Annotated in this window: 17 protein-coding genes; 9 read left to right on the top strand and 8 right to left on the bottom strand. The window is 74.7% G+C overall.

The genetic code is table 11. From position 1 onward, the window contains the following. Positions 1 to 183 precede the first annotated feature (183 nt). The 3 genes from ACZ45Z_RS22865 (at position 184) to ACZ45Z_RS22855 (ending at position 4646) form a co-directional block, all read left to right on the top strand. Complete coding sequence (locus tag ACZ45Z_RS22865; protein WP_468365294.1) at positions 184 to 1848, top strand: PucR family transcriptional regulator; 1665 nt, start codon at positions 184 to 186, stop codon at positions 1846 to 1848. Positions 1849 to 2480: 632 nt separating this feature from the next. Further along, positions 2481 to 3314 (top strand): hypothetical protein, encoded by an 834-nt coding sequence (locus tag ACZ45Z_RS22860; protein ID WP_468365435.1) that lies wholly within the window; start codon positions 2481 to 2483, stop codon positions 3312 to 3314. 456 nt (positions 3315 to 3770) lie between these two features. Next, positions 3771 to 4646, top strand: a complete 876-nt coding sequence (locus ACZ45Z_RS22855) for a hypothetical protein (protein WP_468365291.1) — start codon at positions 3771 to 3773, stop codon at positions 4644 to 4646. Positions 4647 to 4676: 30 nt separating this feature from the next. On the opposite strand, the gene ACZ45Z_RS22850 is transcribed toward ACZ45Z_RS22855, so the two are convergent. After that, complete coding sequence (locus ACZ45Z_RS22850) at positions 4677 to 5426, bottom strand: GntR family transcriptional regulator (protein ID WP_468365288.1); 750 nt, start codon at positions 5424 to 5426, stop codon at positions 4677 to 4679. A 132-nt stretch (positions 5427 to 5558) separates the two neighbouring features. Here ACZ45Z_RS22850 and ACZ45Z_RS22845 point away from each other — a divergent pair, with 132 nt between their 5' ends. Then, positions 5559 to 6398, top strand: coding sequence for a (2Fe-2S)-binding protein (locus ACZ45Z_RS22845; RefSeq protein ID WP_468365286.1), 840 nt, complete (start codon positions 5559 to 5561; stop codon positions 6396 to 6398). 265 nt (positions 6399 to 6663) lie between these two features. Next, complete coding sequence (locus tag ACZ45Z_RS22840; RefSeq protein ID WP_468365283.1) at positions 6664 to 7749, top strand: DUF2637 domain-containing protein; 1086 nt, start codon at positions 6664 to 6666, stop codon at positions 7747 to 7749. 40 nt (positions 7750 to 7789) lie between these two features. Here the strand turns inward: ACZ45Z_RS22840 and ACZ45Z_RS22835 are convergent, their stop codons facing one another. Then, complete coding sequence (locus ACZ45Z_RS22835; protein ID WP_468365432.1) at positions 7790 to 8167, bottom strand: ATP-binding protein; 378 nt, start codon at positions 8165 to 8167, stop codon at positions 7790 to 7792. A 422-nt stretch (positions 8168 to 8589) separates the two neighbouring features. Between ACZ45Z_RS22835 and ACZ45Z_RS22830 the strand changes: the two genes are divergently transcribed. Continuing rightward, complete coding sequence (locus ACZ45Z_RS22830; RefSeq protein ID WP_468365280.1) at positions 8590 to 9018, top strand: VOC family protein; 429 nt, start codon at positions 8590 to 8592, stop codon at positions 9016 to 9018. 251 nt (positions 9019 to 9269) lie between these two features. Here the strand turns inward: ACZ45Z_RS22830 and ACZ45Z_RS22825 are convergent, their stop codons facing one another. Next, entirely contained in the window at positions 9270 to 10733 is a 1464-nt protein-coding gene (locus ACZ45Z_RS22825) for a protein phosphatase 2C domain-containing protein (RefSeq protein WP_468365277.1), read from the bottom strand. A 242-nt stretch (positions 10734 to 10975) separates the two neighbouring features. Here ACZ45Z_RS22825 and ACZ45Z_RS22820 point away from each other — a divergent pair, with 242 nt between their 5' ends. Further along, a complete protein-coding gene (locus ACZ45Z_RS22820) occupies positions 10976 to 11458 on the top strand; it encodes a DUF456 domain-containing protein (protein WP_468365275.1) in 483 nt (160 codons plus the stop codon). Positions 11459 to 11513: 55 nt separating this feature from the next. Here ACZ45Z_RS22820 and ACZ45Z_RS22815 read toward each other — a convergent pair whose 3' ends face one another. The 3 genes from ACZ45Z_RS22815 to ACZ45Z_RS22805 form a co-directional block, all read right to left on the bottom strand. Next, on the bottom strand, positions 11514 to 13088 hold the full coding sequence (locus ACZ45Z_RS22815) for a DNA-3-methyladenine glycosylase 2 family protein (RefSeq protein ID WP_468365430.1): 1575 nt from the start codon (positions 13086 to 13088) through the stop codon (positions 11514 to 11516). A 102-nt stretch (positions 13089 to 13190) separates the two neighbouring features. After that, positions 13191 to 14288: a ribosome small subunit-dependent GTPase A gene (gene rsgA, locus ACZ45Z_RS22810; protein WP_468365427.1), complete on the bottom strand. Its 1098-nt coding sequence runs from the start codon at positions 14286 to 14288 to the stop codon at positions 13191 to 13193. Positions 14289 to 14743: 455 nt separating this feature from the next. Continuing rightward, on the bottom strand, positions 14744 to 15469 hold the full coding sequence (locus tag ACZ45Z_RS22805) for a class I SAM-dependent methyltransferase (RefSeq protein WP_468365272.1): 726 nt from the start codon (positions 15467 to 15469) through the stop codon (positions 14744 to 14746). Between the two features lie 201 nt (positions 15470 to 15670). Here ACZ45Z_RS22805 and ACZ45Z_RS22800 point away from each other — a divergent pair, with 201 nt between their 5' ends. Both ACZ45Z_RS22800 and ACZ45Z_RS22795 read left to right on the top strand, forming a co-directional pair. Continuing rightward, entirely contained in the window at positions 15671 to 16000 is a 330-nt protein-coding gene (locus tag ACZ45Z_RS22800) for a hypothetical protein (RefSeq protein ID WP_468365270.1), read from the top strand. 71 nt (positions 16001 to 16071) lie between these two features. Then, complete coding sequence (locus tag ACZ45Z_RS22795; RefSeq protein ID WP_468365268.1) at positions 16072 to 16308, top strand: DUF4190 domain-containing protein; 237 nt, start codon at positions 16072 to 16074, stop codon at positions 16306 to 16308. A gap of 228 nt (positions 16309 to 16536) precedes the next feature. Here the strand turns inward: ACZ45Z_RS22795 and ACZ45Z_RS22790 are convergent, their stop codons facing one another. After that, complete coding sequence (locus ACZ45Z_RS22790; RefSeq protein ID WP_468365265.1) at positions 16537 to 17778, bottom strand: acyltransferase family protein; 1242 nt, start codon at positions 17776 to 17778, stop codon at positions 16537 to 16539. After that, complete coding sequence (locus ACZ45Z_RS22785; protein ID WP_468365262.1) at positions 17775 to 20297, bottom strand: glycosyltransferase; 2523 nt, start codon at positions 20295 to 20297, stop codon at positions 17775 to 17777. Before ACZ45Z_RS22785 ends, ACZ45Z_RS22790 begins: the two co-directional genes overlap by 4 nt. Between the last annotated feature and the right edge of the window lie 94 nt (positions 20298 to 20391).

Raw genomic sequence — 20391 nt, 5'->3', positions numbered from 1 at the left:
TGTCTTGTTAACGCGGTTGGGCCAAGTGAACGCGCCCCGGGGCCACCCGGTGCAGTCACCGAAACCATGAAGCGGTTGGCTGGCCAGGCCGCCCGTCTTGTAGATTCGAACGAAAGACGAGGTCTTCGAACCTCGCGGCATTCCACCGGCAACACAAGACAGCAAAGATCGGCGGGCGAGGTCATGCGGCTCCGCGCACTCCTGGACACGAACACCCTGGGCCTGCGGCTTCTCGGGGGCGAGGACGAGCTGGACCGCACCGTACGGGGCGTGATGACCACCGACCTGCGGGATCCCAGCCGCTATCTCTCCGGCGGGGAGCTGGTCCTCACCGGCCTGGCCTGGCGCCGCGAGCCGGCGGACTCCGAGCGGTTCGTGCGCATCCTGGCCTCCGCCGGGGTCGCCGGGCTCGCGGCGGGCGAGGCGGAGCTGGGCGCCGTCCCCGACGATCTCGTGCAGGCGTGCACACGGCACCGGCTGCCGCTTTTCTCGGTCGTCGAGGACGTGTCGTTCGCGTCGATCACCGAGTACGTCGTCCGCCAGGTCTCCAGCGAACGGGCCGGCGACCTGGCCGCCGTCGTCGACCGCCACCGGCGGCTGATGACGTCCGGGCCCACCGGCGGCGGCCCGGAGGTCGTCCTCGACCTGCTCGGCTCGGACCTGGACCTGCGGGCCTGGGTGCTCTCCCCCACCGGCCGCCAGATCGCCGGATCGACGCTCGCGGACTCCGGGCCCGAGCTGCCCGGGGAGCTGGCCGCGCGGCTCGCCGGCGAACACCTGGCGGCGTCCCGCACCGGCCGCCGCGGCCCCCACCGCGTGACGCTGGGCGGCGCGACGTACTCCCTCTTCCCGATCCGCTACGACGGCCGTGACCTGCGCGAGACGCTGCTGTCGGACTGGCTGCTGGCCGTCGAGGCGGACGCCGGCGACTGGCCCGAGGAACGCCTGGACCTGCTGCACGGCGTCACCCAGCTCATCGCCGTGGAACGCGACCGGCGCGACGCGGCCCGCACGGTCCGCAGGCGGCTGGCGCAGGAGGTCCTCGAACTCGTCCAGACCGGCGCGCCGCCCGCCGAGATCGCGGCCCGCCTGCGGGTGGCGGCACCGGTCCTGCTGCCGGGCCTGGGCACCGCGCCGCACTGGCAGATCGTGGTGGCCCGGGTGGAGTGGGAGGACGGCGACCTGCCCGGCGGGGCGGTGGCCCAGTCGCTCCTGGAGGAGGTGCTGGTCGACCCCGGCACGTTCGGCCCGGAGCCCTCGGACCGCATCGCGGTGGCGCACACCGGCGACGAGGCGGTGGCGCTGGTCCCGCTGCCCGCCGTCCCCGACGAGTCCGGGCACACCTCGGTGTCCGGGCTGCACGCCGACGCCCTGCTCGCCGTCGTCCGGGAGCCGCTCAGCCGCGGGCTCGACGGCGACGGGCGGCTGACGGTCGGCGTGAGCGCCTCGGTGCACTCCGCGGAGGGCCTGCGCGGCGCCCTGGAGGAGGCCCGGCACGCCCGCCGGGTCGCCGCCGCCCGCCCGGGCCGGGTCTGCGCGGCCGGCCACGAGGAGCTGGCCTCGCACGTCCTGCTGCTGCCGTTCGTGCCGGACGACGTCCGCCGGGCGTTCACCGCGCGGCTGCTGGACCCGCTGCGCGACTACGACCGCCGACACCGCGCGGAGCTGATCCCCACCCTGGAGGCGTTCTTGGACTCCGACGGGTCCTGGACCCGCTGCGCCACCCGCCTGCACCTCCACGTCAACACGCTGCGCTACCGCGTCGGGCGGATCGAGCAGCTCACCGGCCGCGATCTGTCCCGGCTGGAGGACAAGCTCGACTTCTTCCTGGCGCTGCGGATGAGCTGACGCGGGACAAGCGCGGGGCCGGCGCGCGCGGCGGGATGAGCCGGTCTACGTCCTCCGGACCGGCCCACCTCACTCCTCCGGCGTAAGCGGGGTCGTCCGAAGCGGGCGGGTCCGTCGGCGCGCGCCCCGCCGCAGAAGCGGGGCCGCCGCGCCGGCCGGAGCCCGGCCGGGCCGAAACCGCCATTCGGGTTAACTCGTTCGGGCGTCATCGCCTCAACGCCGTGCCACCGCCCGGCGACCACACGGGGCCCCGGCAGGGCCCGATCAGGGCCGCGGCGGCGGGCACGACCACCCCACGGGTGATTGTGAATCCGTTCACCCACCCCCTTGGCCCGGCGACGGAATTCGTGCTGAGATTCGCCCACTGCATCCAGTTCCCGCTCAATGGCGCGCTCGGGGAGGGCAATGTGGCGGATACCGCCATGTCAGGGTCCACGGATTCCGCGGATCCCATTCGTTCCACACAACCGGTCACGGTGGGGGGGGGGGGGGGGGGGGGGGGGGGGGTGGTGGGGGGGGTGGGGGGGGGGGGAGGGGGGGGGGCTACCGCTGTGTTGGTTCTGAGTGGTTCCGTGGATCCCCTTCGTCACAAACCCTTGGCAGACTTCCCTCCCCCCCCACCTCCACCGGTGGTGACGGCGGGCGGTGCGACACCCGAGGGCGACGGTCCCCTCGACCGCGCGGTGTGGCGGCTGCGCTCCCGCGGCTGCTGGGACGACGCGGCCGCGCTCCTGGAACCCCGCTCCGCCCACCACGCCCCGTCCGCGCTGCGCCGCGCCGCCCTCCTGGTGGAGCGCTGCATGTTCACCGCCACCGGGTGGGCGGCGGCCGAGGACGCGCTGCGCACCGCGGAGGCGCTGGCCGGCGACGACGACGAGCGGGGCGGCGCCGCCTGTGAACGCGGCCATCTGGCCTACGCCGCGACGGTGTTGGGAGTCCGCGACCGGGCCGACGAGGCCCGCTCGGCACTGGGCCGGGCCGCCGCCCTGCTCGCCCCGGCGGCCCCCGGCCGCCCGCTGCTGGACTTCCGTCGCGGGCTGATGGCCGAGCACGTCGCCGACAGCCCGGATTCGGCGCGCGCCGCCTACCGCCGCGCGCACGCGGGCGCCACCGCCCGCGGTGACAGCCTCCTGCTGTCGTTCACCTGGCGGCATCTGGCCGGACTCGCCCTGCGCGACGGCGAGTTGGCGGAGGCCCGGCACGGGTTCGGCGAATCCCTGCGGATCCGCGAGGAGTTGGGCTTCCTCGTCGGTACGGCGCCGGCGCTCGCCGCGCTGGCCGATGCCGCCCCCGAGGCCGACGCCGGCCGGCTGCGCGTCGAGGCCGCCCGGCTGTTCCGCCTCATGGGCGGCCTTCCCACCTGGCTCGCCCACCAGCTCGCGGACGTACCGGACGCTCCCGACGCGACCGGCGCTCCGCAGGCCCCGCAGGCGCGGAAGGCGCCGGCGACCGACGAGGCCGACTGACGGCGGCGGGGCGGCCCGCAGGCCGCGCGGTACGGCGTCCGGCCGCCCTGTCAACCCCTCGTCATCGGCCATGCCGGTTCGGGCATCGATTGGCCGGATATGGACGCCACCACCGGGACAACGGGCCATGCGAGCCGGCGCGCGAGGCAGCGCGCGCCGGCCGCCCCGCGCCGGTGCGGACGCGCCCCGGCTCCGCGGCGGGCAGCGACCCCATCTGCCGGTATCGGGGCGCCGACGGGCCGGGCACCGGCCTTCCCGGCCACCGCCGGATCGGCCTCCGGGCGGGCGAACGGGGAGGTGGGAAGGCCGGTGAATGACGGGCGACGGGGGCGCGCCGCCCGGCCGCGGGCGCCCCGAGAATGGCCGCAAGTCGCACTGTGGTGCGACGCCGGGGGCCTGGATGCTGTTGCGGGAACAGCCGGTTCCCCTTTGGCAGCGCCTTCAGGAGGCCCATCCGTGGCAGCAGGAGTGACCAACACGACCGCCGAGTCCGACTGGGGCAAGGCGGATTTCGAGGCGATCTACAACTGCCCTGATCCCCGTCGGTATTTCACCACTCTGCAACCCCTGGACTACCAGATCCCCCACCACGGCCAAGCGGTGTTCCGCACGCTGACCGAGGCGCTGCGCCGGCGCGGGACCGGCCCCGGCCCGCTCGACGTCGTCGATCTGTGCTGCTCGTACGGGGTCAACGCCGCGCTGCTCAACCACCGGCTGTCGCTCACGGATCTCTACGGCCGCTACGCCGTGCACCGCCCCGGCGTACCGCAGGCCGGTCAACTCGCCCGGGAGGACGGTGCGTTCTTCGCCACCCGGCGGCGTCCCGGCGCGGTCCGGGTGACCGGCATCGACGCGGCGGACCGGGCGGTCGGCTACGCCCGCGCGGCCGGCCTGCTCGACCGGGGGTTCGCGGAGAACCTGGAAAACGACGAGCCGAGCGCGCCGTTGCGGCAGGCGCTGGCCGGCACGGACCTGATCACCGTCACGGGCGGCGTCGGCTACATCTCCGCCCGTACCTTCGCCCGCCTCTTCGACTGCGTCTCCACCCCGCCCTGGGTCGCGGCGTTCGTGCTGCGGACGGTCTCCTACCGGCCGGTCTCCGACCTGCTGGCCCGCGCGGGCCTGGTGACGGAGAAGCTCACCACGCGTACGTTCCGGCAGCGGCGGTTCGCCGACGGCGACGAGCGGCGGGCGGCGTTCACCGCGCTGGCCGGCCACGGGCTGTCCACGGCGGGCCTGGAGGACGACGGCTACTACCACGCCGAGCTGTACCTGTCCCGGCCCGCCGCCGATGCCGCCGCGCTGCCGCTGGGGCGGCTGCTGCCGGACTGAGCGCGGGCCCGCACCGGCGGGCGCCGGGCGTCAGTGCGGGTGGCGTGCCGCCGAGAGGTGTTCGCGGGCGATCCGCTCGGCGACCGCGTGCTCCTGGGCCACGAGGGCGTCCAGCAGCGCGGTGTGCTCGGAGGCGTCGGCCAGCAGCTCGGCGGTGCGCGGCCGGGCGGCGTCGCTCGCCGGCCACTGGGCGCGGCGCAGCAGGTCGTCGGTGACCTGGACGAGCCGCCGGTTTCCGGTGAGTGAGATCAGGGCGTGGTGGAAGGCGTGGTCGGCCTCGGCGTAGCCGACGCGGTCGCCGTGCGCGGCGGCCGCGACGCCCGCCGCGGCCAGCGGGCGCAGCTCCTCCCAGCGCTCCGGCGGCAGCGCCCTGGCCAGGCGGATGACCGCGGGCACCTCCAACATGGCGCGGACCTCCGCCAGCTCGGCGAGGTCGCGGGAGCCGCGCTCGCAGACCCGGAAGCCGCGGTTGGGGACGACCTCGACGGCCCCTTCGCCCGCGAGCTGCTGCATGGCCTCGCGGACGGGCGTCGCGGAGACGCCGTAGCGCTCGGCGAGGGCCGGCGCGGAGTAGACCTCGCCGGGGTTCAGCTCGCCGGCGATCAGCGCCTCGCGCAGCGCGGCCAGGACCTGGCCGCGGACGGAGTGCCGCTGGGGGCGCCGGGCCGGTTCCCCGAGGGCGGGGAACCACGCGGGCTCCTGGGGCGGAGCCGACGGCTGGCGGGGCTCGGGTACCCGGGCCCGCGCCCGCGGGCGCCGCTCCGCTGTGCCCTGGTCCATGACGGTTCCTCCTGACGTCTTCGAGGCACTGTAGGCGGCGCGGGCGGCGGTTCACACTTCGGCGGGCACGGGTACAGTCTTCAGATAAGGTAAGGCTTACCTGCTAACGATCCCGATTCGGTGGTCTCCCGCATGCTCCCTGCCCTCGCCGCGCCGCCCCTCGCCCCGCCCTTCACCGGCGCGTACGCCCGGCTCACCGAGGTCTTCCCCGGCCTCCGGGTGACGCAGTGGGACGCGGCCCCGCCCAGCGGCCCAGGCTGGGTGTGCGCGGCCGGTCTCGCGGCCGGCGGCGAGAGCCTGGACGCCTTCCTGGCCTGGGACGACGCCCAGATCCTGCGGGACTACGGGCAGCGCGGCCGGCCGGACGTCGTGGCCGCCTTCGCCCTGCACCGCTACGCCTGGCCCGCCTGCCTGCTGATCACCGTCCCGTGGTTCCTGCACCGCCGGGTGCCGCTGCTGCCCGTCCAGGACGTGTCCTACCAGCGGGAGCTGGGCCGGATGGCGGTCCGGATCCATTCGTTCGCGTGCCTCCCGGACGATCCGGCGGCGGCGCTGCCGGGCGCCCGGGTGGTGCCCGACGAGGAGGCCCTGCGCGCCGAGGTGCGTCAGGCGGTGGCCGGGCATCTCGGACCCGTGCTGGAGGGGTTCCGCCCCAGGCTGCGGCGCGGCCCGCGGGCCCTGTGGGGGACGGCGTCCGACGAGATCGTCGAGGGCCTGTGGTACGTCGGGCATCTGCTGGGCGAGGAGGCGCGCGCGAGGGCCGAGCTGGAGCGGCTGCTGCCGGGGGCCACCGCGCCCTACCCCGGCGGCGCGGCGTTCCGCGAGCTGACCGGGCCGGACGGCGCGGCGCTGGCGACGCGCGACCGGGCGAGCTGCTGCATGTTCTACACCCTGCGTCCCGAGGACACCTGCGTCACCTGCCCGCGCACCTGCGACGCGGACCGCGTCAGACGCCTGACCGCGACGGCCTGAGCGGGGCGGCCTGAGCGGGGCGGCCCGCGGGCGACGGCCCGACCACAGCCACCCCACCGCGCTCGCCCGACCCATACGCCACCCTTTCGGGTGGCCGAATTCGAACTCAACTCGGCTTTCGCTCAAGGGTGTTCGAGAAGTCGGCCGCTTACCCCGGGTCACCGCACCCCCTTGGCGTTCTCTTGCTCCGAAAGCCTCTGCGGCAGGACCGGATTCCGCCAGGATGTCGCGCGAAACCGCGTACGCGACGCAAGGGATCCCCAGAATGAGAATGACCGACATATCGCTTGATTGGCTGGTTCCGGTAGTCCTGCTGCTCGTCGCCGTGTTGGTTGGCGTGGCCCTGGTGCTGCGTGGCAAGCGCGCGGCGGCCCAATCCGCCGGCGAGGACTCCTGGGAACGCAGCGAGGAGCGCCGCCGCCGCAAGGAGGCCCTCTTCGCCTCGGCCTCGTATCTGCTGCTCTTCTGCTGTGCGGCGGTCGCCGCCGCACTGTCCTTCCACGGCCTGGTGGGCTTCGGCGTACAGAACCTCAACCTCTCCGGAGGCTGGGAGTACCTCGTGCCCTTCGGACTCGACGGCGCCGCGATGTTCTGCTCCGTGCTCGCGGTGCGCGAGGCGAGCCACGGCGACGCCGCACTCGGCTCCCGCATGCTGGTGTGGACGTTCGCGGGCGCCGCGGCCTGGTTCAACTGGGTGCACGCGCCCCGGGGTATGGAGCACGCCGGCGCGCCGCAGTTCTTCGCCGGCATGTCCCTGTCGGCCGCGGTCCTCTTCGACCGCGCGCTGAAGCAGACCCGCCGGGCGGCGCTGCGCGAGCAGGGGCTGGTGCCCCGTCCGCTGCCGCAGATCCGGATCGTGCGCTGGCTGCGCGCTCCCCGCGAGACCTTCGCGGCCTGGTCGCTGATGCTGCTGGAGGGCGTACGGACGCTGGACGAGGCCGTGGAGGAGGTCCGCGAGGACCGACGCGAGCGGGAGCAGAACCGTCACCGCAGGCGCGAGCAGGGCAAGCTCGACCGGGCCCGCATCAAGGCCATCAACCGCCAGCACCGCTCCTGGGGCATCGGCAGGGGCGGCGGGCGGCTGGCGGTCACCCAGGGCACCACGGCGACCGCGGAAGTGGCCGGTCCGGACTCCGCCATAACCGGCGAGCCCGAGCCGCTGCCCGTGTCCGGATCGCCGGCGCGCTCCCGCCCGGCCCTCAAGGCCGTCGCGGGCGCTGAACCGGGCGCCGCTCCAGGCGACGTTCCTTTGCTCACCGTGGATCTCACCGCCGAGGACGACACCCAGACGCTGCCGCGTCTGGACTCACTGGAGGAGAAACTGGCCGCCATCGAAAGGCAGTTCGGCTGACCGGCGGCGGACCGCGCCGGCCGACACCCCCGATGCCTCGTCAGGCCGGTCCGCCGCCCAGCTCGAACCACACGCTCTTGCCGACCCCGTGGGAGCGGATCCCCCACGCGTCGGCTAAGGAACGCACCAGCGTCAGCCCTCTGCCGGACGTCCCGTCGGCGGTCGGGGCGCGGGGCTCGGGACGCCGGGCGGCGAAGTCCCGTACCTCCACCCGCAGCCGGTCGGTGACCGTGGCGGTGATCACCGCCCCGCCCTTCGCGTGCACCAGCGCGTTGGTGACGAGCTCGCTGGTCAGCAGCGCCGCCACATCCGCCAGATCGCCGCTCCCCGGCGCCGACCAGCGCGTCAGTAACTGGCGCAGCTCGCGCCGCACCTCACCGACCGCTCTGAGATCCGCGGGCCGCACCTTGCGCTCCAGCGTCCCCACGGGCCGCGCCGCGACCGTCCCACCGCGACTCCCCTCCGCCGCTTCCTGTCGTCTGTCCCGTTCCTCGCGCCGCAAAGGCTGACGCATTCTCTCCCCCGCCCCCAACGAACCACCGGCGCTCTGCCTCGAACAGCCTCACGGTCATGCATGCCCATCGGGCCAGGCACCATGCTTCCGCTTACGGCGATCGGGCACGGTCACTCCCAAGTAACCGCGTTGCCGGTGCCCATGACGGTCGCTAAGATCATCCGGGTGACTGCCGGGTCGGCCATGGGCCATACACGAGTGGGGCTCCCGGCCTCGGCGTGAGCGCGAGGCGGGCAAGAGGCCCGCCCCCTTTTCCGTGTCTTCGCCGCCGGCGCCCCTCGGCGCCCCGCCCCAGCCGATCCCCAGACCCGGAAGACACCTCACCCATGTCCTACGACGAGCAGTACCCGCACGCACCCGAGCCGCCGGCGACCGCCGTCCGGCTCGACCACACCGTCGTCCACGCCACGGACCGGCAGTTGTCGGCCGAGTTCCTCGCCGCCGTCCTGGGGCTGGAAGTCGGCGCTCCCTTCGGGCCGTTCCTGCCCGTCGACCTCGGCAACAGCGTGACCCTCGACTACTACGAGAAGCGCGACGAGCCGATCCAGTCCCAGCACTACGCGTTCCTCGTGCCCGACGAGCGGTTCCCCGACATGATCGCCCGCCTGGAGGCGGTCGGCGTCACCTACTACGCCGACCCGCGCCACACCGAACCGGGCCGGACGAACCGCCTTTTCGGCGGCCACGGCGCGTACTTCGCCGACCCGGACGGCCACAACATGGAAATCATGACCCGGCCCTACGTCCGCCCCTGACAGGCCGCCGGGCGGCGCCGCGCCGCCCGGCGCCTCATCTCCTGGGAACGTCGCGCGGGTCGGACCACGCCCTCTGCACCCTCCGGCCGACGCCCCCGCCAGCACGATCTTCCCCGGCGACAGCGCGAACCACGACACCATCTCCGCGCTGATCTTCGGCGGGCCGCGAAGTCCGGGTTGAGGCTGTCGCCGACGACGCCGTGGAGCCGCCGTACGCCCGCGCGCACCAGGACGAGGTGGCCCGTACGGCGCTACGACTCCCACACCCCGACCGCCGTACGGTCCCGCGTATGCCCCTCTACGCGGAGCCGGGTGTCGGTGAGGAAGGCGGTCAGACCCGGTGCCTCTCCGCCCGACCATCTCCCCGCCAGCCGCGCGGCGAACGCGCGCCCCTCCCGCATCGGCTCCGCCAGCCCCGCGCCGCACACCAGCAGCATCTCGCCCGGGCGGCCGGCGCAGCGGCGGAAGAGGAACGGGCCGAGCGGCTCGGGAGGTGACGGGTCCGGGTGGGGCACGTCGGGTGAGGGGTGCGGGTCGGTCGGGTCGCGATCGGCCGGGGTGGTCCGGGGCGCTTCGGCCACGGTCGCCTCGGGGTCCAGGTCCTGCCACGCGCCGTCCCGGAGCCGGAAGAGACCGCCCTCCCCGGTGCCGAAGAAGACCCGGGCGCGGCAGTCGGGGTCCACGGGCAGCAGCAGGCAGCGCAGCGCGATGGTGTGCGTCTCGGGCACGGTGTCCCGCTCGACCGCGCGAGCGCGCAGCTTGCCGTGGGTGCGTTCGGTCAGCCGGCGCAGCCCGGAGGTGAGGGCGTCGCGGCGGTCCGCCCTGATGTCCTCCGCCAGCCGGGTGGCACTGCGGCCGACCGCACCGCCGATCATGAGGCAGGCGTCGCGGGCGGCCCGGTGGGCCCCCTCGTCGCTCGGCCGACCGGAGGCCACGACGACGCAGATCAGGGCGTGCCGACCGGCGCCGAAGCGGGCGGTGAGCAGGGCGTCGCGGCGCGGTGCGCCGTGGTAGCGGGCCGCTTCACCGCGCTGGGAGACGGCCCTGAGCGTCAGGGTGCCGTACCGGGCGCCGTCCAGCACGGTGTCGGGCACCAGCTCGTCGAGTGCGGCGGGGTCGGCGGCGGGCAGCGCGATCGGCTCGATGTCGCGCGGGGCCGGTCGGTCACCGCCGAGGCGGCGTGCCTCGGCCCGGGGCCGTGGCGGGGAGGTGCGGGGACGGGCGGGCGGGGCATGGTCCCGGTGGGCGGCCGGGCCTCGCGACCGGAGCGGAATCGGGGCCGACGGCGGAGGCGGCGCGGGCCGTGCGCGACGGGTGGGCGGCTCCCACGCCCGTGGCTCCCACGGAGTCGGCTCCCACCCTTTCGGGGCCGAGGGCTCCGGGTCCGGTTCCGTCGGCGGGTCCGGTTCCGTCGGTGGGTCCGGCTCCCTCGGCGGATCCGGTTCCCTCGGCGAGTTCGGCACCCTCGGCGGGCTCGGCGGGTGCTCCGGCGGCGCCTCCCGCGGCGAGCGCACCGCGCGCAGCACCGAGTCGAGCCGGTCATCGACGGTCTCCTCCGGGCCGGACGGCCCGTCGGCCCCCACCGCACCCCCTTCCCGCCCGTCCCCGGCCCCTCTCCCCCTCCCGGCCCGGGACCCGGCCGCGCCGTCGTCGTCGCCGTACAACTGCCGCCACCAGTGGTCCTCGTGGCCCCGCCGCGCCCCCTGCTGGTCCATGGACCGCATTCTCCACCGACCGGCCCGGCGGAAACAGGGCGCGCGGAAGCCGGCGGACAGCGCACATCACGGACCAGGCGGAGGCCCGCCGGGCGCCAAGGAGCGGTTCCGCGTCGCGTCCGGCAGGCTGGGGCCATGAGAGAGCGCGGCGTACGCCCCCGCCGGGGCGGCCCGCCGCACCGGACGCGTCCGGCGGCCGACGGCTGCGAGCGGGCGTCCGCCGAACGGAGTGAGGCCGGCGCATGAGCGTGTGGCAGTTGGTCGCGGTCGGCCTGGTCATGCTGCTCGGTCTGTTCGGGGTGCTGATTCCCGGCATCCCCGGGCCGCTGGTCGTATGGGCGGGCGTCCTGTGGTGGGCGATGACCGAACGGACCTCGGTCGCCTGGACGGTCCTGATGGGCGCCACCGTCGTCCTGATCCTCAACCAGGTCCTCAAATGGCTGCTGCCGACGCGCAACCTGGCCGCCGCCGGCACGCCGTACCGCACCCTCTTCCTGGCGGGAACGGCCGGCATCGTCGGCTTCTTCCTGCTCCCCGTCCTGGGCGGACCGCTGGGCGCCGTCGGCGGGCTCTACCTCCTGGAACGCGTCCGCCTGGGCAGCCACGGCGACGCCTGGTCCTCCACCCGCACGGTCATGCGCGCCCTCGGCCTGAGCGTCCTGATCGAACTCCTCGCCTGCCTGGCGGTCGTCGGGGCGTGGATCGGGGTGGAGGTCGTCGGGTGAGGCGGAGGAAGGCGCCGGTGGGCGGACGTGCCGGACCGCCGCCGCTCCCCGGCTCTCAGGCCCGCACTCCCCCGCTCGCGCCCGCGCCCGCTCCCGCGTAGACCGGTTCGCGCCTCTCCCCCGGCATCTCGCCGTCCGCCAGGAGACCGGCCCGCCACAGGTGGTGCACCGCGTACGCGCCCCAGGGTCGCCATCCGCCGTCCGCGCCCGCCGCCGCCTCCGCGCCCACATCGGGGTCGCCCAGCGCCCGCATCCGGATGTACGCGGCGGCGCGGGGGCCCACACCGGGGAGGGCGGCGAGGGCCTGTTCGGCGGCGTTGCGGTCCGCGCCGGCGTCGAGGACGATCGTGCCGTCCGCGAGCGCGGCGCACAGCGTGCGCACCGGCTCCGCGACCTCCGCGCCGGTCAGCTCGCCCGGCGCCGGGAAGAGGTGCGTCAGGCCGCCGTCCGCCGCGTCCAGCGGCTTGCCGTAGGCCCGTACCAGCGTGGCGGCGTGCTCGGGCGGCCCGCCCAGGACGGTGCGTACGGCGAGTTCCTCGGGGTCGGCGGCGCCGGGCGAGCGCAGCCCGGGACAGTCGGCGACCAGGGGCGCGAGGAGCTGGTCGGTGCCGAGGCGCTCGGCGACGGCGTACGGGTCGGCGTCCAGGTCGAACAGGCGGCGCAGCCGCTGTACGGCGGTCGACAGGTCCCGCAGGTCGGTCAGGCGCAGGCGGCAGTCCAGCCAGCCGCCCTCCGCGCCGCGCGCCGCCGGGCAGACCAGGCCGGCCGGTGGCCGGCGCCGCCGCCCCTGCCGCGCGCCGTCGTGCTCGTCGACCTCGGCGACGCCGCTGCCGTAGGACAGCCGCAGCGTCCTGCGGTAGGTGCGGTCGCCGCGCGTACCGCACATCTCCTCGACGCCGGGCACCGCCCGCACCTGGAGGAAGTCGAAGATCTCGGCGGCGGCGTACGGGCCCCGGTAGGCCAGCCGGAGCGGTATTCCGCTGGGCGTGAAGCGGCCGCCACCGCGCCTGTCCCCGGCCCCGGTCGCCTCACCGAGCCGCCGTGACGCCCCGCCCGTACGCCGCGCGCCGGCCCCGCGCGCGGCCGCCCGCAGCTCGCTCGGCGTACCGGCGTAGATCTCCCGCATCGTGTCGTTGAACTGGCGGATGCTGGCGAATCCGGCCGCGAACGCCAGCTCGGTGACCGGCAGCTCGGTGGTCTGGAGCAGCACGCGGGCGGTGTGCGCCCGGCGGGCGCGGGCGAGCGCCACGGGCCCCGCGCCGAGCTCCGCGGTCAACTGCCGCTGCACCTGCCGCGCGCTGTAGCCCAGCCGCTGCGCGAGCCCGCCGACGCCCTCCCGGTCGACCACGCCGTCCCCGATGAACCGCATCGCGCGGCCCACCAGGTCGGCGCGCACGTTCCACTCCGCGGAGCCCGGTACGGCATCGGGCCGGCAGCGGCGGCAGGCCCGGAACCCGGCCGCCTGGGCGGCGGCCGCCGAGGGGTAGAAGCGGACGTTCGCCCGCTTGGGCGTGACGGCCGGGCAGCTCGGCCGGCAGTAGATGCCGGTCGTGGTCACGGCGAAGAAGAACTCACCGTCGAACCGCGCGTCCCGGCTGGACACGGCCTCGTACCTGGTCTCGTCATCCATCACACCCCTAGTGTGCGCCGCCGCCGGCGCCCCGACCGGCGGAAATCGGACGTGGCGTTTGCGGCGGGCGCCCCTATGCCCCGGGGTCGGCCGCCGGGGGCCTCACGCCCAGCCTCGCCCCCTCTTGCGTTCCACCATGTGGCGGCCCAGTGCCTGCTTCTGCTTCCAGTCCCGCCGCAGCTCCGCGCGCAGCCGGACGTCCGTCTTCGCCACGATGCGCTGGTTCTCGCGCAGCAACTTGCGGTAGCTCTCCAGCCGCCGGGCGGGCAGCGTCCCGTCGGCCACCGCCTCCCGCACCGCGCAGCCGGGCTCCGCCTCGTGCGCGCAGTCGTGGAACCGGCACTCCTCGGCCAGCGCCTCGACATCCGAGAACGTACGGGCCAGCCCGGCCTCCGCGTCCCACATTCCGACGCCCCGCAGCCCCGGCGTATCGATGAGGACGCCACCCCCCGGCAGCGGCAGCAGATCCCGGGTGGTCGTGGTGTGCCGCCCCTTGCCGTCCCGGTCGCGGTTGGCCCGGACCTCCTGGACGGCCTCGCCGAGCAGGGCGTTGGCGAGCGTGGACTTCCCGGCTCCGGACTGCCCCAGCAGGACGGAGGTGGCGTCCGCGAGGACGGCGGACAGCGCCTCCACCCCGTCTCCCGTCGCCGCGCTGACCGCCAGCACCCGCACGCCGGGAGCGGCGGTCTCCGCGTCGGCGACGAGATACCTCAGGTTTTCCGGGCCGCCGGCCAGGTCCGACTTGGTGAGGACGACGAGCGGCCCCGCTCCGCTCTCCCAGGCGAGGGTGACGAAGCGTTCGATGCGGCCGAGGTCGAGCGGGTCGGCCGAGGAGACCGCGATCACGGCGTGGTCGACGTTCGCCGCGAGGATCTGTCCCTCGGAGCGGGTGGACGACGTCGACCGGACGAAGGCGGTCCGGCGGGGGACCAACGCCCGGACCATTCCGTCGAGTTGGCCGTCGGCCGGGCCGTTGTCGAGGTCGATCGCGGCCCAGTCGCCGGTGCACGGCACCCGCATCGGGTCGCTGGTGGCGACGAGTGCGGTATCCGCGAGGACGGTACGGACGCCGTCGCCGTCGGACACCACGGCGTCGACGCGCCCACGGTCGACGCGGATGATCCGGCCGGGCACGAATCCCTGTCCGGCATAGGGGGCGAAGCTGTCCGCGAAGCCGTCGTCCCAGCCGTAGGACGCCAGCGAACGCGGAGCCGGGGAGCCGGATGACGGGGACGTGTGCGGAGCGGAAGAGAGTGACGAAGAGGAAGAGGGTGACGAAGAGGAAGAGGGTGACGAAGAGGAGGTTGAGGAATGCAAGGGAGACCCTTCACAGGGTGGACCCCGGGACCGCGCGCGACGCGCGACGAGAACGAGAAGTCGGAGAACCGGACTTCAGTCGAGGATTCGGCCGGAGACCACGGAAGCGAAACTGATGAACTCGTGAATGCGGGCAGCGCCCACCGTCATGACAGCCATCGGTCACACCTCCTGATCCATCGACAGCCGAAAACACCTGGCTCGGAACGGTGGGCGACGCCACCGCTGAGCAACGAACTCACCCTAGACCGGCCCCGAACGGCCGCGCCAACCATTTTCCGGCCCCGGCCCCGGCCCCGGCCCCGGCCCCCGGCGACCCGCGGCCGGTGTGTCCGCCGTCAGACGCGCGTGGCCACGACGAGTCGGCACCGGGGGCTGCCGTCGGACCGGTGGCCGAGGGCGGGCAGGTCGCTCAGCCGCACGGAGAAACCCGCGCGCAGAAGCCGCTCGCGTACGTCGCCGAGCCGGAACGGGCGGTAGTACATGACGAACGGCGGGCGCCACAGGGCGTTGCGCACCCGCATCACCGCGTCGAAGGCCAGCAGCGCCCAGTAGAGCGAGGAGCCCGGGCGGGCGGGCGCGGCGATGGGGAAGACGAACCGGCCGCCCGGCCGCAGCACGGCATGGACCTGGGCGAACAACCCCGGCCACTCCCGCGGCAGGAAGTGGCCGAACGCTCCGTAGCTGGTCACCAGGTCGAAGACGGGCCCGAAGGGCAGCGCGCGGGCGTCGGCGCGCACCCATGCCACACGGGGGCCGCCGGCTTCCGGAAAGGCATCGCGGGCGACGGCGAGCATGCCGGCGCTGACGTCCACGCCGGTGACGCGCTCCCGGCAGACCTGCCGCAGGACGCCCGTGCCCGCGCCCGTACCGCAACACAGGTCCAGACCGCTGTCGACGGGCCCCCTCGCGCGCAGCTCCTCGGCCACGGCGTCCAGTACCGCGTCGGGCGTCCTGAAGGGCGTGCGGTCGAACTTCGGCGCGAGCAGGTCGTAGCCGCGCTCGACCGACGACAGCGCCTGGACGGCCAGTTCACGGAACGTGGGGCCTTCGGGGGTGAACATCGCCGCCAGCATACGGGCAGGCCCCACAGGGGCGGGCAGGCCCTCGGCGCCGTTTTCGGCGGTGGCTCCTTGTGGCTCCGAAACAATCCGTGGCGGCGGTGAACGGGCGGGACCGCCTTCCCGTACCCCCCTTCGTCCGCTTCCGGCCAGGGGCGTGCCGCTCCCGTCCCTGGCAGCGTTCCGAGATATGAGGAGGGGCCCGTGAACGAGCCCGGCAACCCATCGATCCATGCCCTGCCGGACGGCGAGGCGGAACTGCGTCTGGTGCTTCGGCTCCAGTGGGAGGACGTCGCCGCGCTGGGCCAGGCGGCCGGTCGCCTCGCCGCCCAGTTGCAGCGGCCGGTGACGCTGGACGAGGCCGCGAGCCACCGGCTGCGGATACGGCCGCCGGCTGCGCACGCCAAGCCCGCCGCGCAGGAACGCGCGCAGCCCTCGCTCGCGGCGGGTGCGGGGCCGTCGCTGCCGGCTCATTCCCCGGGTGAGCAGGCCCGGCAGGCGATCGAGAAGATCAACGGGACCGCCGGGGCGTGAGGGGGCCGCCGGATTCGGCCGGGGGGAGGTGCCGCTGTCCCCGCCGCCGGAGGGCTATAGCCTCTCCGGTCATGAGCAGCCCTTCCCCCGGGACGTCCGACCGCCCGCGCAACAAGCCCGCCGTGGTCAGCGCGTACGCCGCCGCGGGCAGCGTCGTCTACGCGAGCGGCTCCGTCATGGGCGGCTGGCTCACGGTGACGTACTCGGCGCCGATCCTGGGTCTGCTGATCGTCTGCGCGCTGGTCGCCGTCGTCTGCGGACACATGGGCCGCCGCCGGGCGAAGCGGACGGGCGCGGAAGGGCGCTAGATGGCGTTGGCGAGCATCGTGGTGGGCTGGCTCTGCATCCTCTACGCGGTGGTGGTCAACCTGGTGGTGCTGGGGCTGATCGCCGGGTTGGCGGCGCTCGTCGGATCGGCGGACTGAGTCGCGCCGAGGAGGTGCCGGGTGCCTGGGCCGGATGCCGGACGGCGGACGCCCGGCGCGGGGCGCCGTGTGGCGGCCTCCGCGTCGGGCGTCCGGTCGGTCGGGCCCCGGTCAGGCCGACCGGGCCGGCGGCCGGTCCGGATAGAACTCCCGGGGGCGCCCCGCCGGGTCCTTGAGGCGGCCGAGGAGGCCGGCGGGGTATTCGATGAGCCAGTAGCTCGCCGCCGCGGTCGGCAGGGCCGCCAGGAGGACGAGGGCCAGGGCCAGCGGGAAGCCCGCCTGACCCGCGGGGAGCAGACCGGCTTTGTGGAGTTGGAGCATGACCGGCTCGTGCCAGATGAAGAGGCTGTAGCTGATCAGTCCGACGGCGGTGAGCCAGCGGGCGGTCAACAGCCGGTTCCACCCGCTGCGTTGCCGGATGTGGCGGGTGCTGAAGAGCAGCAGCGCCCACAGGACGGCGGCGAGCGGGTGGTAGAAGGTGAAGGTGAAGTTCTCGGGGTCGGAGAAGAGGGAGAGGCAGTAGAGGCCGGCGAGCGCCAGCGCGGTGAGCGGGAGGGCGGTGCGTTTGCCGAGCCTGCCGCGGCCGCCGAGGGCGGCGGTGAGCACGGCCAGCGCCATGCCGGCCGCGAAGCCGCCGAAGCGGGCCTGCGGGCCGAAGTACACCGCCCAGTCGGTGTGCGGCACCTTGAAGACGTAGTGGGCGACGGCGATCCAGGCGGCCGGCGCGGCGTACAGCAGCAGGCAGCCCGCCGCGCACACCGTGATCCGGGTGTGGCGGTGCCGCAGCGGCCGGCAGGCGCGTACCGCGAGCGGGCCGAGCGCCACGAGGACGAGGTAGAACAGCACCTCCAGCGACAGCGACCAGGTCGGGCCGAGGGTGTAGAAGATCCGCCGCTGGTCGAAGACGTGGGTGAAGGTGAGGTGTTCGACCAGGTCCCGCCAGTTGCCGGGCAGGGTCGGGTTGCGGGTCGCCCAGACGACCACGACCGCCAGGAAGTACAGCGGCAGGATGCGGACCGCGCGGCGGAAGAGGAAGACTCCGGCCGGCCGGGTCGAGCGGCCGTCGATGGCGGCGCGCGCGTAGGACAGCGTCAGCAGATACGCCGACATCACGAAGAAGAGGTCGATGACCTCGAAGGAGAGCACGGCCCCCAGGAAGGGGTTGTCGACCGGCGGGTGGCTGCCGTGCGCGTCGTAGCGGAAGTACTGCTGCCAGACGTGGAAGAGGACGGTGCTGAGCGCGGCGAGCCCGCGGAAGCCGTCGATGTCGCGGGCCCGGGTGCGGGCCGGTGCGCCCTCCGGCGGGCGGTACGCGGGCGTCTTGGGCGGACGGGTGGGGGTGAGGGTGGTCATCGTCGGGCCACCGCCTCGGCCGTGGCGCGCGGGGTGACCCGCCACTGGCGGTCTCCCAGTGCCTCCTTGAGGTGGGCCTGCCGGGCGACCATGTTCTTGAAGTGGCTGTAGAAGAAGGTCGACACGAAGAGGTAGGACCAGAACCACCGCTTGCGGGCGCGTAGTTCGGGCATGGCGAGCCGCCAGGCGAAGAGCGCCTGGACGGGGCCGGCCGCCAGCGTGAACAGCACGGCCAGCACGCAGACCGGCACGGCCCAGTCCAGCCGCTCGAAGCCGCCCGCACGCCACGCCGAGAACAGCAGGATGGGCAGGATCTGGAGCGTCAGCCAGGGCTGCACCTCGCGCCAGCCGAGCAGCACGAACAGCCCCAGTTTCTGGCGGGCGGTGAAGACCGGGGAGCGCAGCCCGCGCCACAGGTGCTTGAGCGAGACCTGGAGCCAGCCCTGGGCCCAGCGCTCGCGCTGGTTCCACAGCGACTTCACGGTGGTGGGCGCCAGTTCGCGGGAGATCAGGGTGCGGTCGACGGCGAACCGCGCGCCTTCGTTCAGCGCGCGCAGCGTCGAGTCGATGTCCTCGGTCAGCATCGAGCCGTGCATACGGGTGCGGGCGAGCAGGTCGGTGCGCCAGAAGCCGTTCGAGCCGCCGAAGACGCCGAATCCGTAGAGCCGGGTGCGGCCGGGGTGGCTGACGGCGTAGATCGCCTCGAACTCCACGGCCACCAGCTTCGCGATCCGGGAGCTGTCACCGTTGCGGATCACGCAGTGGCCCTGGACGACGTCATAGCCGTTGGACAGCCAGTGCCAGGCGTCGCGGAAGGCGGTCGGGGCGGGGTGGTGGTCGGCGTCGAAGATGCCGACGAACTCGCCGCGGACGCGGGTGACCGCGGCGTTGATGTTCTGCGCCTTGGAGGTGCTGCCGGTGACGGGCAGGAGCACCAGGCGCGGGTCGCGGGCCGCGATGTCGCGCAGGGTGTCCTCGACGGGCATGGGGTGCGGTGTGTTGTACGCGAGGACGATCTCCAGTTCGCCGGGGTAGTCCAGGCGCAGGAACGACTCGACGGTGTCGACGAGGGTCGCGGCCTCATTGGGCAGGTAGGCGGCGATGACGGCGCTGGCCGGCGGGTACGGCTGGCCGGGCGTCTTCGGCCGGGGCGTGGCGTCGAGCGAGTACAGGCATTCGAGGACGATGAGCAGCGCGGACAGCACCAGGCCGGAGACGACCACCCAGTACATCGCCGATCCCAGGTCCCAGCCCAGGTTGTAGGTCTGCTGGTAGAGCGCGAAGGGTACGGCGACGCCGAGCAGCAGCGCGAGCACCGGGGAGAGCGCCGAGAGGGCGGGGCGGATCAGGGAGCTGAGGGGGCGGCGGCGGTGGCGGTGCGGTATGCCGCGCATCCACGGCGCGTACCTGACGGGCCGCAGGTCCCGGTGGCGGACCGCTTCGGCGACCGCGTCCTCGGCGTGGCCGAGAGCCTGGGTGCCGTCGGCGCATCCGTCGAGCGGCAGCCAGCCGATGGCCGGGGTCAGGCGGACGTTCTCGTCGGCGACGATGAAGCGGGTGCCGGCGACGGTCCCCGCGAACTCGCGCAGGCCGCGCAGTGCGGTCTCCTCGTCGACGGCGGGCAGCAGCATCAGCAGGTGGCCCTCGTCGTCGCGGCCGAGCCGGTCGCAGAAGCTGCCCAGCCGCTCGGCGACGCCGGCCAGCCGTTCGGCGACCTCCCGGCGCACGCGCGGCCCGAGGCGGGATTCCAGCGCGCTCATCTCGGCCACGCCGACGACGGCGAGGACGCCGCCGCGCCGGCCGGTCTCCGGGCGCCGCAGTTCCCGGTCGAGTTCGTCGCGGAAGTGCGGGTGGGAGTACAGGCCGGTGCGCGGGTCCAGGAGGAGGTTCTCGACGGGTACGGGGACCCGGCGCAGTTTCGCTTCGATGCGGGCCGACAGCTCGGCGGGGTCGGAGGCTTCCGGTACGCAGTCGTCGGCGCCCAGGCGCAGCATGTCGACGACGCCGGCGGCCTCGGGGGTGTCGGTGACCATGAGCAGGGGCAGTGCCCGGCCGGCGGGGACGGTGCGGACCTCGCGGATCACGTCGAGTCCGGCCTGGCCGCCGGGTGGCGCCGGGTGGCCGGCCGGACGGTCGTGGTCCTCGCCGGGGCCGGGGGTGCCGAACCAGGCGTGGCTCTCGGCGGGTTCGGGGTGGTGGGGGCGGGCGCGCGTCTCGCGTCGTTCGTCCAGGGCGACGATCGCGTCCGGCGGCGTCTGCCGGACCCGCTGGTCCACCTGGCCGGGCCGGGCGTGGCTGACGTCGTGCCCGGTGGCGCGCAGGTTGTGGGTGAGCCGGTCCCGCCGCGGTCCGGGGGTGCCGACGACGAGCACGTGTCCGGCGGTGGTGGAGCCCGTGGTGGCGGCGTGCTCGGCGGGGGCCGGCCCGGTCGGCGGGGCGGCGGCGGGAGCGGTGGCCTCCCCGCCGCCGAGCAGGGCTATGGAGGATTCCGGGGAGCTTGAGGGGTGCGAAGTGAGCACCGGTAAGTCCTTTCTGCGACGAAGCATGCGAAAGGCGGCCCGGTCGCGCGAGCGCGGCGATGCGGGCCATTTCGGCAGAGCGGGGCCGGGTCAC

Source organism: Streptomyces sp. NPDC031210 (assembly GCF_055570395.1).
The sequence above is the reverse complement of the archived record's forward strand: the minus strand, read 5'-3'. Positions and strand labels throughout refer to the sequence as shown.

Excerpts from the sequence above, each read along its gene's own strand:
- ACZ45Z_RS22795 (WP_468365268.1), top strand. The coding sequence starts at position 16,072 with ATGAGCAGCCCTTCCCCCGGGACGTCCGACCGCCCGCGCAACAAGCCC.
- ACZ45Z_RS22790 (WP_468365265.1), bottom strand. The coding sequence starts at position 17,778 with ATGACCACCCTCACCCCCACCCGTCCGCCCAAGACGCCCGCGTACCGC.
- ACZ45Z_RS22865 (WP_468365294.1), top strand. The coding sequence starts at position 184 with ATGCGGCTCCGCGCACTCCTGGACACGAACACCCTGGGCCTGCGGCTT.
- ACZ45Z_RS22805 (WP_468365272.1), bottom strand. The coding sequence starts at position 15,469 with ATGTTCACCCCCGAAGGCCCCACGTTCCGTGAACTGGCCGTCCAGGCG.
- ACZ45Z_RS22845 (WP_468365286.1), top strand. The coding sequence starts at position 5,559 with ATGCTCCCTGCCCTCGCCGCGCCGCCCCTCGCCCCGCCCTTCACCGGC.
- ACZ45Z_RS22820 (WP_468365275.1), top strand. The coding sequence starts at position 10,976 with ATGAGCGTGTGGCAGTTGGTCGCGGTCGGCCTGGTCATGCTGCTCGGT.
- ACZ45Z_RS22825 (WP_468365277.1), bottom strand. The coding sequence starts at position 10,733 with ATGGACCAGCAGGGGGCGCGGCGGGGCCACGAGGACCACTGGTGGCGG.
- ACZ45Z_RS22815 (WP_468365430.1), bottom strand. The coding sequence starts at position 13,088 with ATGGATGACGAGACCAGGTACGAGGCCGTGTCCAGCCGGGACGCGCGG.
- ACZ45Z_RS22830 (WP_468365280.1), top strand. The coding sequence starts at position 8,590 with ATGTCCTACGACGAGCAGTACCCGCACGCACCCGAGCCGCCGGCGACC.
- ACZ45Z_RS22840 (WP_468365283.1), top strand. The coding sequence starts at position 6,664 with ATGAGAATGACCGACATATCGCTTGATTGGCTGGTTCCGGTAGTCCTG.
- ACZ45Z_RS22850 (WP_468365288.1), bottom strand. The coding sequence starts at position 5,426 with ATGGACCAGGGCACAGCGGAGCGGCGCCCGCGGGCGCGGGCCCGGGTA.